The following is a 12,474-nucleotide window of genomic DNA, read 5'->3' on the forward strand; positions in this document are numbered from 1 at the left end:
TCCTGCCACGCGGCGAGAGGTCCTCGACGCTGCCGCGCTCGCCCGACCTGGCAGGATCGGCCCATGGCCCACCGCATCCCGTCGCTCACCGGAGTGCGTGCGCCGGCCGCGGCCGCGGTCTGCCTGACACATGCGGCGTTCTGGACCGGCAACTACACCGACGACTACGTCGGGCGCCTGTTCTCGCGGTTCGAGGTCGGCGTCGCCATCTTCTTCGTACTCTCGGGGTTCCTGCTGTTCTCGGAGTGGATTCGACCGCTGCAGAAGGGCTCGGGCCCACCGTCGACGCGGCGCTACTTCTGGCATCGCGCACGCCGAATCCTGCCCGCGTACTGGATCACGGTGATCGCGGTCTACCTCGTCTACGGCTGGTATTCGCCGGGTGGCGAGGCCGTGGTGACGGGCGTCGGCTGGTCGGGTTTCTGGCGCAACATGACGCTGACGCAGGTCTACGGCATCGGCCACCTGCATGCCGGCCTGACCCAGATGTGGAGTCTCGCAGCAGAAGTCGTGTTCTACCTGCTGCTGCCGGTGATCGCATGGCTGCTGATCGTCGTCGTGTGTCGACGCCGCTGGCGACCGGATCTACTCATCGGTGGCCTGCTCGTGATCGGGCTGGTGAGTCCGGTGTGGGCGGTGCTCGTCGACGGAAATCCCGACGCCGATCCGACGGCCCGACTCTGGGCACCCGCCTTCCTCGGATGGTTTATCGCCGGCATGGTCCTTGCGGTCTGCGCGCCCCTCGTCGCGAAGTGGAACACCTGGTTCTGGCCCGCGGCCGCGGCTGCCGCGTTCCTCGTGTCGGGTCTGCCGCTGGCAGGTGAGCCGACGATCACGCCGAGCACGGCGTCGGCCACGATCGTCAAGCATCTGCTCTACCTCGTCATCGCCGTCGGGATGGTGGGTCCGCTCACCGCCACCGACCAGTCGTCGCCGTGGGCTCGGCTGTGCGGGAGCCGACCCGTCGTGTGGCTCGGCGAGATCTCCTACGAGTTCTTCCTCGTGCACGTACTCGTACTCGAGGTGGTCATGGATCTGCTGAACTACCGCGTATTCAGCGGCAATGTCGTCGTGGCGTTCGTGGTGACTACCGCGATCAGCATCCCGGTCGCGTGGTTGTTGCACCGCGCGACCCGACCCCTGTGGCGTGCGACGACGCCCCGGGCACCCGAATTGCGCAGGTAGAATCTGGGAACGCGGCGGAGCCGGGGAACCACTCCCGCTCGCCAGACAGTCCCGAATCGAAGGCGTTACGACGATGATCGACAAGAGCGCGGCCCAGCGGGGTGGCGACAGCAGTGCGCAGATCCGCAGTTGGTGTGAGCGATCGGCCATCGCGGGTGAGCGCCCCGAACTCTCCGATGCCGCCGCACTACTCGTGGCGTCGGGGTACCTCACGCCTGCGGGTCGGGCGATCCTGGTTCGCCGGATTTCTTCCGGACTACCTGTGCCGACGCTGCCTGCGGGTTTCGGCGAGCTGCGTCGACTCCAGCGGGCGATCGTCCAGCTCGAAAGCCAACTCGACGCCCCGATGGTGCCCGGAATGGTCGTGACGCTGATGCGCGGCCGTCTCAACGGGCTGCTGCGTCGGCGCGACGACTCGCGCAAGCTGATCGTGACCGCGAAGGGCGTCTTCGCAGGTAGCACGCGCGCCATCCGGAGGGAGCGTCGGGAGAACGTGTACCTCGAGATCGAGGAACGCGAGCGGCTGTTCGCCGGACTGCTCTGCACACCGACCCCGAACGTGAACACATCGAATCCGATGCGCCGTGCGGGAACGGCGGCTGTGGAACGGATCGCGGGCGTCGTCGGACAGGTCGCCGCACGCTCGGGGTATCCGCAGGCGGGGGAGTGGGCCAACCGCGTTGCCGCAGTCGACGGCACTCCCGCGTCGCCGAGGACCCCCGCTTCACCGCTGTCCGGGGTGGCGAACTTCGTCGACGGCTACGAGACGCTGATGTTTCTCGCCGCCCACTACTACGACCGCATCATGCGCAATCCGGCCTGGCGGTCGGACCATTTCGCCGTGCAGCGCACGCAGGTCAATCTGCACGCCGAACTCGCCGAGATCGTCGCCGACGTCATCGCGCTGCGCTCCGTGCGGATCGACCTCGACCGCGCCAAGCGCAACGGCGGATTCGACGCCTCGTTCGCCGCCCAGATCGACCGTCGCGAAACGGTGTTGCGGCCGGTCTGGACCGAACTCATCGACCGTGTGCAGGCGCTCGGCGACGTCGCGCACGTCGTCGAGTCGGCCGCCGTCGAACTGCAGATCCTGTCTGAATACAACAGGGCCGCAACCATCGACGACCGGATCGACGCGCTCATCGCCAGGTCGGGCGACCGGGAGATCTCCGTCGACAACGCCAAACGCCTGAGCGAGCAGGTGCGCAGCGGCGAGGAGCAGTTGCGTATCTACCGCGACGTCCTCGAGGGCAACATCGCTCGGATCTCACCTGCCGTGCCGCGCGAGCTTCCCGCCCGCTACGAGCCGTCCTGACCGCGTCGTTTCAGGCGCGCGACCAAGACCGCAGGTGATCTTTTTCGACGCTGCTCAGCCGTCGAAGTGAGTGTGCCGCCACGTCGACGACGGCCATCTGGGTGCTCGCGACACAGGCGGGTTTGGAGTCGTCCTCGGCGTGCGCGCCGCGGATCTCATAACCGATGGTGAAGTCGACCGATCGAAAACCCTTGATCCACATGCCAATTCGCAGCGGCGAATCGTCGTGCCGTAGTTGGCTCTGATATCTGATCTCGACGTGGACGATCATTGCGCTCTTGATCAGTTCGGCCTGCGACCCGGTCGGGGTGTCGGCTTCGGCGGCCAGGGTGGTTGCCATGACCAACCATTGGATGCGCGCCTCCTCCATGAGGGTGACCATCCGCGCGTGGTTGATGTGACCGAACGCATCCATGTCCGACCACCGCACGGGGACCTCGGCGACGAATGCGAAGTCTCGGACACCGAGACCGCGTTCACCTGCAGGCTTCGCCGAACTGTCCGGATTCTTTGGTGTCGTCACAAATAACAACCCTATGTCGACGTTGCGTGAAGGCGGTTCGGGGATGTCGATTGCCAGGATCGACACGTACCCTGTGGACGACACCGGCCGCAGTGGGAGGGGAACCCACTGATTGCGGGCCGTCTAGACAATAACGATGCGCTGTTGAAGAAGATGCGCACTGCTGCGAGCGCCCGACCATCAACGGTCGGCGCGCTCCGAAGAGTTCGAGGAGACCGTTGCATGGCTGGGCGTTGGAGAATCGCGGCTGCGCGTCGGCGTACGGAAGGTAGTGGATCGGTGCTTCGGCGATCTGCAGTACTCGCGACCGCGCTTGCCGGATGTGCCGCGCTACTCACCGGTGTTCCCGCCGCGAACGCGGCACCCGTGCCCGTCGCGAAGATCGCGAAGGTTCAGAAACTCGGACCGCTCAGAACCGACATCTGGGTCACGTCGCCGTCGATGAAGACGAAGATCAAGTTGTCGGTGCTGACCCCCGCGGACGCGTCAGGCCCGCGGCCGACCGTCTATATGCTCGACGGCGCCGGAGCCGAGGGCGACGTGAGCGACTGGATCACCAAGGGCCACGCGGGCCGCTTCTTTGCAGGCAAGAACGTCAACGTGGTGCTGCCGACCGGCGGTAAGGGCAGCTTCTACACCGACTGGCAGAAGCACGATCCCAAAGTGGGACAACCCATGTGGGAAACCTTCCTCGCCAAGGAACTCCCCCCGCTGATCAACAAGCAGTTCGACGGCAACGGCCGCAACGCGGTCATCGGCCTGTCGATGGGCGGCCAGGCGGCGTTCGCGCTCACCATCCGTCACCCGTCGACCTACAGCGGACTCGCCTCACTCTCGGGTTGCCCGCCGGTCTCCGGCGCCGCCAACGAGGCCTACGTGCGCACGACCGTCGGTCGCGATGGGGGCGACGCGACGAATATGTGGGGACCGTTCGGTTCGGCGGGCTGGGACGCTCACGATCCGGCCAAGCATCTCGACGCGCTGCGCGGCAAGAACATCTTCTTGGCCGCCGGATCCGGCGCGATCGGCCCACTCGATCTGCAGCGTCGCATCGAACCCGACGAGGGCCCACCCGAGGCCGTGACGGCGTCGTCGTCGGCGCTGGAGCTGGGCGCCTACCGCTGCTCGCTGGAGTTCGCCGCGACGATGCGCGCCAACAACGTGCCCTACACCGACGGCTTCCGCCTGATCGGCACGCACACCTGGGCCTACTGGGAGCAAGACCTTCCCGCCGCCTGGCGCACCGTCTCGCGCGGCCTGTACTGAGCCGCCGCTCGGGAATGCCCTAGCCGACCGAGTGGTCCTCGGCCCAGCGGGTGGCGAAGCTCAGGAAGGCGTCGTTCTCGTCGGCCTCGGTGACGGTCGCGCGTACGCCGTCGCCGGCGAAGGGTCGGATGATCACGCCTGCGTCGCGCGCGGCGTCGGCGAAATCAGTTGTCGCGTCGCCGAGTTCGATCCAGACGAAGTTCGCCTGCGTGGCCGGGACGCGATATCCCATGTCGCGCAACCGGTCTGCGACTCTGGTGCGCTCGCTGACGATCGCCTCGGTGCGCGCGAGTAGCTCGTCGTCGGCGTCGAGGCTTGCGACGGCCGCGGCCTGAGCCACCGAGTTCACGGAGAACGGTACGTGGGCCTTGCCGAGCGCGGTGATCACCTCGGGATGTGCGATCGCATATCCGACGCGCAGCCCCGCGAGTCCGTACGCCTTCGAGAATGTCCGCAGCACAACCAGATTGGGGTACTCGCGGTGCAGTTCGATGGCGTCGTACGCCTGAGTCTGCGACGGCCGCACGTACTCGAAGTACGCCTCGTCGAGAGCGACGACGACGTCGCTGGGCACCTTGGCCAGGAAGGTCCGCAGGCTGTCGGCGTCGACGATGGTGCCCGTCGGGTTGTTCGGGTTGCAGACGAAGATCAGGCGGGTGCGGTCGGTGATCGCGTCGGCCATCGCGGGTAGGTCGTAGCTGAGCTCGTCGGTCAGTGGGATCTGCACCGGCACGGCTCCGACGAGACGGGTTGCCAGCGGATAGGTCTCGAACGACCGCCAGCCGAACAAGACCTCGTCGCCCGGCTCGCAGGTGATGGTCACGAGGTTCTGACAGAGGCTGACCGAGCCGCAGCCGACCTGGATCTCATCCTCGGTGACGCCCAGACGCTTGGCGAGTGAGGCCGTCAACTCGACCATGCCGTTGTCGGGGTAACGGTTGATGGTCTGCAGCGAATCGGTGATGGCCTGCTCGACGCTGGGCAACGGGCCAAACGTCACCTCGTTGCTCGCGAGTTTGATCGCGCCGGGAAACGTTGCACCGGGCACGTAGACGGGCAGTTCTTCGAGGTGGAGGCGAAGGCGGAAACTCACACGTCAAATGTAGGACGCGGGTACGCGCGTGCCGAAACCGGCTCATGTGAGGCGACGTTTGCGCGTTCTCCGCGACGCCTCCGTCAGGGGCCGTCTGTGCAGGTCGTCGTGCCGACTAGCTCGCGGTTTGCTTCCGACTGACGACCGTGTGTAATCTTTCCACTCGGCAGTTCGAAAGGACTCCGCCAAGGAGGCGTGCCAGAGCGGCCGAATGGGACTCACTGCTAATGAGTTGTCTCGCTAAAACGGGACCGGAGGTTCAAATCCTCTCGCCTCCGCCACCGCAGTCTGCCTCGACCGCGGAGAACTGAATAACGCTACGCGCCCGTAGCTCAACGGATAGAGCATCTGACTACGGATCAGAAGGTTTGGGGTTCGAATCCCTACGGGCGCACCACACAACTCCCCGTCACCGGTACTCGGTGGCGGGGAGTTTGTCGTCGACGGGTCTCGTCCGGCGTCCCGGTGCCAGGTCTGCACGCGGTCTCGCCGAGGTCACTGTTGTGAATCGGACACTGAGAATCCGCAATCATGGGTGATTTACTGAAGTGGCGCAAGTGCTTGATGTGACATTTCGGTCCTGGGTCGTACGACGAGAGGAACTCTATGCCTTCGCCCATTGCAAAAATCACTGCCGAGTTGTTCGGCACGTTCTGGCTGGTCTTCGGCGGTTGCGGTACCGCGATCTTTGCCGCGAAAGAGGTGGCTGTCGGTGACGACACCGGCACCCGAATTCAGGTGGGTGTCGGCTACCTCGGCGTCGCCCTCGCCTTCGGTCTCACCGTGGTCACGATGGCGTACGCCCTCGGTCACATCTCCGGAGGCATTTCAATCCCGCCATCACGCTCGGTGCCTGCGTCGGCGGACGTACCCCGTGGCGCGACCTACCGGGCTACTGGGTCGCGCAGATCGTCGGCGGTCTGCTCGCGGGACTCGCGCTGTGGGGCATCGCCTCGGGCAAACCGGGGTGGTCGCGTGAAGGAAATATGGCTGCCAATGGCTACGCCGAGCACAGCCCCGGCAACTACACACTTGCCGCGGTCATCGTGGCGGAAATCCTGCTGACCGCGTTCTTCCTGATCGTCGTGCTCGGTGCGACGGACGTCCGCGCACCAAAGGGTATGGGCGCCTTGGCAATCGGCTTGAGCCTGACGCTGATTCACCTCATCTCGATCCCGATCTCCAACACGTCGGTCAACCCGGCGCGCTCGACGGGTGTCGCCTTCTTCAACGGCAACGGCGCACCGGGACAGTTGTGGGTTTTCTGGGTTGCACCTCTCGTCGGCGGCATCATCGGCGGCTTGCTGTACCCGCTGTTGTTCGAGGATGGGCGTTTCAAGTTCGCGCCCCTGCAGAACACCGTCTGACGGAGTCAGCATGCAGAACACCGTCTGACCGAGCACACCTGACCACCCACGACGGCCGGCCGCGGGCGCGATGCCCGGGGCCGGCCGTCGTGTTGTCGTAGCGGTCCGTATGGTCGGGATCAGGGATCGTCGGGATCAGGGATGGTCGGGATCACGATGTCGAGACGGGAGCGTCAGCATGGGACAGCAGGAGGCGGGGCCACGGCCCGAGGACCTCTATCGCGCGCCGTTGATGCCTGGCCTCTACCCGCCGCTCGGCTTCGCCCCCGACGGCACGCCGCGGTTCGTTCCCGGCCAGCAGCCCTCGCGTGCAGCCGCCGGACCCCAGGCTCCCGCAGGCGTCACACCGCAGTCGGGAGGCGCCGGAGCGCCCCCACCCGGCCCTACAGAACCCGGCCCATCAAGATTCGACGACGAGCGGCGTCAGCCGAAGTCGCCGGGCAGGTTCGGCACGGGGGTGGTGTTCGCGCTGGTCGCGGCCGTCGTTCTCGGTTTGGTGTTCTACGGTTTCTCGCTGATCCGACAATCCGACGCGCAGTCCCAGGACGCGCCTGCGACCCTGACGCTCGTCGATCCCACCACCCCCGACGTCCCGACCCAGCAACAGCAACCCAACAACCCGATGGTCCCGCCCGGTGCGACGCCTGCACCGCGCGACAGCGACACCGCGGGCCGATCCGTCACCTACGACGCGACCATCGAGGGCAGCGGAACCATCCTCTACGTCGACGACGTCGGCCTGCGCAGCGAGTTCACGCCACCTCCAACCTGGCACCTCGAGTTCACCGCGGGATCGGCGCCGCTACGACTGTTGGTCCTGGCCGGGCTGAACAGCTCGGCGTCGTGCGAGATCAAGGTCGACGGCCAGAGCGTCTCGATCGATCGGGTCGACGCCGGGTCGTCCCGACGCACCGCCACCTGCCGCGCCTGACCGTAACGAAGTGGTGGAGACCGCCATCCGATGTGTGTCGCGGCCTCTCGCTCGCTACCGTAGACGCGTGAGTACAACCCCAGCCCCTGATCACGACACCGCGGCGAGCGGCGGATCGGTCGATACCGCTCCGGTTCGGGAGTACAAGACGATGATCACCTGGCGTGGTGTCGGAGTCGACAGACTCGAGCAGGTGCGCCTGCACGTGTCCGGACTGCGCATCAAGGCATACGGTCGCATCATCTCGGCGGCAACCGCCGACAACGAGGCGTTCTCCGCGTCGTACGAGCTGATCACCAACGACGCGGGAATCACCAAGCGACTCTCCATCCACCTCCTCCGGGAGAGCGGCGAGAGCCAACTCGGACTCTCTCACGACGACGAGAACCTCTGGCTCGTGCGCACCAACGGCGACACCATTCGCAGCGACTTCGACGGCGCGCAGGACGTCGACCTGGCCATGTCGCCGATGTTCAACGCGCTGCCCATCCGTCGATTCGGCCTGACCACAGCTCCGACCGACGTCGAGATCCCGGTGGCGTACGTCTATCTGCCGACCGGCGACGTCAAGCCTGCGCGGATGCATTACACCTCCGGGCCCGACGGCATCGACGTCGTCTCGCCGGTGGCGACCGCGAAGATCACCGTCGACGACAACGGATTCGTCGTCAACTACTCGGGACTGGCCGAGCGCGTCTGAGGGGTCACCCCAGCCAGACCCGACCCTCGTGGGCCTGTTTGCGCATGTCCGACGCCCAGCCGGGTGCGCCGACGCTGACCCCGACAATGGGCTCCCGACCCCGCGCGGCCATTTCCTCGTAGGCCATGCGTGCGCGATGCCCGTCGTCGATCAGCGCGGCAACGCTGCCCGAGTCGCGCAGTTCGTCGCGTGCCTGCACGAGACGGTCGATCGCCTCGCTGAGCGCGTTCAGCACGGCGATGTCGTTGGCCTCGATCATGGCGCGCTGCAGTGCGGGTTCGGTCGCGGCCACGCGCGTCCCGTCCCGGAAACTGCCGGCTGCCAGACGAAGTGCGAGGTTGCTCTCTCCTGCGCCCACAGCAGCCGTGTCGGCGGCAAGCAGGTGCGGAACGTGCGAGATCGCCGCGACGGCCCTGTCGTGTGCGTCGGGCGCCGCGGGTACGACAATCGCTGACACCTGCAGCGCGAGCTCTGCCACCGCGGTCCAATCGTCGGCGTCGGTGTCGTCGGACGTGGTGACCATCCACATCGCATTGGTGAACAGCGTCGGATCGCATGCGTCCCATCCGGACCGGCTGGTCCCGGCCATCGGATGCCCGCCGACGTACCGCGCATGCGGATGAAGCCTGGAAACCTTCTCTGCCACAGCCTGTTTCACGCTGATGACATCGGTGAGCAGACATTGCGGTGCCGTCTCGGCGATTGCACTCAGCAGCGGCTCGATCGTCGTGACCGGGGTGGCCAGCACGATGATCGCGTCGTCGGCTGCCGCGCGTCGCAGCGTCGCAACCAGATCCGACGAGGCGTCGTATCCAGAATTCGACGCCGCGTCGACGGTCGCCTCGGAGCGGTTGTAGCCGAACACGTCGCGCCCGGCCGCCGTGAGGGCCTGCATGAACGACCCGCCGATCAGCCCGAGGCCGAGGATGCAGACCGGTCGTCGAGTCGTCGACGTCGCCTGTGATTCCTGCGCGGTCTGCGGTTGGCTGCCCTGCTTGTCTCCGGTCACAAGGACCAGATTCGCACATCGGTCGCGGGTCCCGGAGCGTGTGCCGACGGAGTGTGGACGGCCAGAGTCGGAAGGGGATTGGGGCGGGCGTCGATTCTCGACTACCGTGAGCGTCATGGCAGGTGCCGGCGCTGGGGTTTCGGACTCCAACAAGCAGCAAGCGATCGACGATATCGAGGGTTTCGCGGTAGCCGTGGTCCGCGAGGATGCCGCTTGGAAGGTGAAGGCGCTCGACGAGTCCGCCCTGACCGACCTGTCCGCCGCCGAGACGCAATTGCGTGAGCTGCGGGCAGCGGGTGCCGTGTTCGGACTCCTCGACATCGACGACGAATTCTTCATCGTCGTCCGCCCGGCCCCCGGCGGTGCACGACTGCTGATCTCCGACGCGACCGCCGCGATCGACTACGACATCGCCGCCGACGTCCTCGACGCCATCAACGTCGACGTCCCCGATCTCGACGACGACGAGCTCGACGACATCGACCCGTGGGAGGAAGGCGACCTCGGCGTGCTCTCCGACCTCGGACTTCCCGACGCGGTGATGGGCGTCATCGTCGGCGACACCGACCTCTACGCCGACGAGCAGATCGGCATGATCGCCGCGCGACTCGGATTCGCCGACGAACTGTCGAAGGTGCTCGACTCGCTCGGACACTGAGGGCCCGCGTGTGAACGGCGGGCATGACGCGTCGCGCGTTCCGGATCAGATGAGCCTGTGGGATCAGATGATCGGTGAGGCGCTGTCCGCGGCCGTCGACTCCTCCGGACCCGACGATGTCCCCATCGGGGCCGTGGTCTTCGACCCCGCGGGCGTCGAACTCGCGCGCGCAGGCAACCGTCGTGAACTCGACGCGGATCCGACCGCCCACGCCGAGATCCTCGCGCTCCGAGCCGCCGCGCACGCCTTCGGTGACGGGTGGCGCCTACCCGGGTGCACCATCGCGGTCACCGTCGAGCCGTGCACGATGTGCGCTGGCGCGATCACGCTCTCACGCGTCGACGCACTGGTCTTCGGCGCGTGGGAACCCAAGACCGGCGCCGTCGGGTCGCTGTGGGACGTCGTCCGCGACCCGCGCCTTGCCCACCGCCCGCAGGTCCGCGGCGGGGTGCGGGAGGCGGAGTGTCGGGAGCTGATGGTCGGCTTCTTCGACACGCGCCGCGAGGGCTGAGCCGTCGACGGTGCGCTCGAGACGGCCGACTGGGCGCTCAAGACTGTCGACCGTGCGCCCCTGACCGCTCCGTCACGGCGTGACGACGGCGCGCTCCGGTCCGTCGTAGCTCCACGCCTTCTCGACGTCGTCGATCCCGAACGCCGCGTAGGGCACCTGCAGGGCGCCCGATGCGATCGCGTCGATGACCGCGGGAATCGAGCGCATCTGCTGCTCGGCAGACACCGAACCCGCCCCGCTGCCGGAGATCGTGATGTTCCGTGATCGCAGGAGCGTCGACGGTACGGCGGCGTGCGTCCCGGCGAGCGACCCGATCTGCACGTACGAGATCTGAGCGTCGTCTTCGTGCAATCCCTGCCGCCCCAGCGCGGTGAACGTGGCCTCGGCGACCGGACCCCAGACGTAGTCGAGGACAAGGTCGGGGGTCGACGTGGCAACGGCCTCGGCTAGCGCGCCTGCTGGATCGTCGACATCGAGTTCGACGACGTCGACGTTGGGCGCGCGCAGGCTGCGTAGTACCGCCTGGTTCCGGCCGGCGGCGATGATGCGGTCGGCACCAAGGACCCGTGCGCTCTGAACTGCCAGCCGACCCGACATTCCTGTCGCACCCAGGATCAGCACGGTCCCGAGCCTGCCGCGCGCGTCCCGGTGGGCGTGCAGCGGAAGCCATCCGGAGCCTGCGGGATTGACCCCCGCGGCCACTGCGAGCGGGTCGGCGTCGTCGGGGACCGGAAATCCGCCCTGTGCTGCCATGCGCTCGGCCATCGTGCCCCAGGGAGGTGCGATGCGGCCCGTGTAGCGCAGTGAACCGTCTGCTGCGCGCACCACAGCGTCGATGCCTGGCACCTGCGGGTAGATGCCGGAACTGCCGTAGTGGCGGCCCGCCGCCAACGACCTGACGATCTGGTGCAGACCTGCGCCCACGAGCTCGAAGAGCTGTGTTCCCGCGACGACCTCCGGTTCGTCGAAGGTTCCGGGCACCGGGTTGTGTCCGGCTTCGGTGATGATTGCTGCCTTCATGAGGAGTCTCCTTAACTTAGTTAAATCGGGACTGCCACCAGGTTCCCTTAACTTTGTTAATCTGTCAACCGTGCCGACAGGACGATCCAAAGGACTGACCCGCGCCGACATCGTGCAAGCGGCGTTGGATCTGCTCGACGAAAAGGGCATCGACGCCGTCACGGTCCGCGCTGTGGCGACCCGACTCGGAGTCAAGGCGCCGGCCCTGTACTGGCACGTCGAGAACAAGCAGGCGCTGCTCGACGAGATGGGCACCGAGATTCAACGTCGGGTGATCACCGAACTCCGTGCGCAACCAATGGACGTCTGGCCCGACTCGGTCGCGACCTACGCGCGCGTGCTGCGTCGCGAATACCTCGCCCACCGCGACGGCGCACGCACGTTCAGCGGAACGCGACTGACCGACCCAGAGGTGCTGCGTGCGCAGGAACCGTGGCTCGAGCAGCTCGTCGCGTCGGGCGTTGATCTCGAAAGGGCGGTGCGCGCAGTCGAATTCGTGACAGCTTTTGTCGTCGGATTCGTCATCGAAGAACAGGAGCGTGCGCAGTCGGGCGAGCCGCGTTACTCGCTGTCGGATCGGACCGAGATGCTCGGCGACGACGTTCCGCTGGTCGCGGAGGCCGGTCGGATTCTTTTTGGCGATCGAGAGCAGCGATTCGAGCGCAACCTCGACGCCATCGTCGACGTGCTGCGCGCTACCACCTGATCGCAGGGGTGTCGAGGTATGCACAAACCAGGGTTCTCACCCAAAGACACAGGCGCCCCGTTGTGGCAGGTTGGTAATCGAGCGCGGAGCATCGGGCTCCGCATGGCGAGGAGTCGACACCATGAGTGAATCCAGCGACAAGATCAACGAGGCCGTGGAATCGGTCAAAGGCAAGATCACCGAGTTCACG

12 protein-coding genes, 2 tRNA genes and 1 pseudogene are annotated in these 12,474 nt (G+C 66.5%); 11 read left to right on the forward strand and 4 right to left on the reverse strand.

The window, feature by feature from the left end:
• Positions 1 to 63 precede the first annotated feature (63 nt).
• Positions 64 to 1,185 (forward strand): acyltransferase family protein, encoded by a 1,122-nt coding sequence (locus tag A5777_RS20705; RefSeq protein ID WP_005208135.1) that lies wholly within the window; start codon positions 64 to 66, stop codon positions 1,183 to 1,185.
• A 73-nt stretch (positions 1,186 to 1,258) separates the two neighbouring features.
• Positions 1,259 to 2,500 carry a hypothetical protein gene (locus tag A5777_RS20710; protein WP_064864223.1) on the forward strand — a complete coding sequence of 414 codons (1,242 nt, stop codon included), beginning with the start codon at positions 1,259 to 1,261 and terminating at the stop codon, positions 2,498 to 2,500.
• 10 nt (positions 2,501 to 2,510) lie between these two features.
• On the opposite strand, the gene A5777_RS20715 is transcribed toward A5777_RS20710, so the two are convergent.
• Positions 2,511 to 3,023 (reverse strand): acyl-CoA thioesterase, encoded by a 513-nt coding sequence (locus A5777_RS20715; RefSeq protein WP_039856691.1) that lies wholly within the window; start codon positions 3,021 to 3,023, stop codon positions 2,511 to 2,513.
• Positions 3,024 to 3,245: 222 nt separating this feature from the next.
• Between A5777_RS20715 and A5777_RS20720 the strand changes: the two genes are divergently transcribed.
• On the forward strand, positions 3,246 to 4,289 hold the full coding sequence (locus tag A5777_RS20720) for an alpha/beta hydrolase (protein WP_174273073.1): 1,044 nt from the start codon (positions 3,246 to 3,248) through the stop codon (positions 4,287 to 4,289).
• A gap of 19 nt (positions 4,290 to 4,308) precedes the next feature.
• Here A5777_RS20720 and hisC read toward each other — a convergent pair whose 3' ends face one another.
• Positions 4,309 to 5,382 (reverse strand): histidinol-phosphate transaminase, encoded by a 1,074-nt coding sequence (gene hisC, locus A5777_RS20725; protein ID WP_005208131.1) that lies wholly within the window; start codon positions 5,380 to 5,382, stop codon positions 4,309 to 4,311.
• Positions 5,383 to 5,571: 189 nt separating this feature from the next.
• Between hisC and A5777_RS20730 the strand changes: the two genes are divergently transcribed.
• From A5777_RS20730 to A5777_RS20750, 5 genes and pseudogenes are all read left to right on the forward strand, one after another.
• Positions 5,572 to 5,663: transfer RNA gene (locus A5777_RS20730), tRNA-Ser, on the forward strand.
• Between the two features lie 40 nt (positions 5,664 to 5,703).
• A tRNA-Arg gene (locus tag A5777_RS20735) sits at positions 5,704 to 5,779 on the forward strand.
• A gap of 209 nt (positions 5,780 to 5,988) precedes the next feature.
• Positions 5,989 to 6,749: pseudogene (aqpZ, locus tag A5777_RS20740) on the forward strand (aquaporin Z).
• Positions 6,750 to 6,927: 178 nt separating this feature from the next.
• The gene (locus tag A5777_RS20745) at positions 6,928 to 7,680 is read left to right on the forward strand and encodes a hypothetical protein (RefSeq protein WP_005208129.1); all 753 of its coding nucleotides are present in this window, start codon (positions 6,928 to 6,930) and stop codon (positions 7,678 to 7,680) included.
• 151 nt (positions 7,681 to 7,831) lie between these two features.
• The gene (locus A5777_RS20750; RefSeq protein ID WP_005208128.1) at positions 7,832 to 8,380 is read left to right on the forward strand and encodes a putative glycolipid-binding domain-containing protein; all 549 of its coding nucleotides are present in this window, start codon (positions 7,832 to 7,834) and stop codon (positions 8,378 to 8,380) included.
• Positions 8,381 to 8,384: 4 nt separating this feature from the next.
• Here A5777_RS20750 and A5777_RS20755 read toward each other — a convergent pair whose 3' ends face one another.
• The gene (locus tag A5777_RS20755; RefSeq protein WP_005208126.1) at positions 8,385 to 9,389 is read right to left on the reverse strand and encodes a prephenate dehydrogenase; all 1,005 of its coding nucleotides are present in this window, start codon (positions 9,387 to 9,389) and stop codon (positions 8,385 to 8,387) included.
• 115 nt (positions 9,390 to 9,504) lie between these two features.
• On the opposite strand from A5777_RS20755, the gene A5777_RS20760 reads away from it, so the two are divergent.
• Positions 9,505 to 10,047 (forward strand): tRNA adenosine deaminase-associated protein, encoded by a 543-nt coding sequence (locus tag A5777_RS20760; RefSeq protein ID WP_005208124.1) that lies wholly within the window; start codon positions 9,505 to 9,507, stop codon positions 10,045 to 10,047.
• 49 nt (positions 10,048 to 10,096) lie between these two features.
• Positions 10,097 to 10,558 carry a nucleoside deaminase gene (locus A5777_RS20765; protein WP_039856708.1) on the forward strand — a complete coding sequence of 154 codons (462 nt, stop codon included), beginning with the start codon at positions 10,097 to 10,099 and terminating at the stop codon, positions 10,556 to 10,558.
• Between the two features lie 72 nt (positions 10,559 to 10,630).
• Here A5777_RS20765 and A5777_RS20770 read toward each other — a convergent pair whose 3' ends face one another.
• Positions 10,631 to 11,578 (reverse strand): NAD-dependent epimerase/dehydratase family protein, encoded by a 948-nt coding sequence (locus A5777_RS20770; protein WP_005208120.1) that lies wholly within the window; start codon positions 11,576 to 11,578, stop codon positions 10,631 to 10,633.
• A 70-nt stretch (positions 11,579 to 11,648) separates the two neighbouring features.
• On the opposite strand from A5777_RS20770, the gene A5777_RS20775 reads away from it, so the two are divergent.
• On the forward strand, positions 11,649 to 12,284 hold the full coding sequence (locus A5777_RS20775; RefSeq protein WP_005208118.1) for a TetR/AcrR family transcriptional regulator C-terminal domain-containing protein: 636 nt from the start codon (positions 11,649 to 11,651) through the stop codon (positions 12,282 to 12,284).
• Positions 12,285 to 12,474 lie beyond the last annotated feature (190 nt).

This window comes from Gordonia sp. 852002-10350_SCH5691597 (assembly GCF_001665715.1).
Classification (GTDB): domain Bacteria; phylum Actinomycetota; class Actinomycetes; order Mycobacteriales; family Mycobacteriaceae; genus Gordonia; species Gordonia sputi.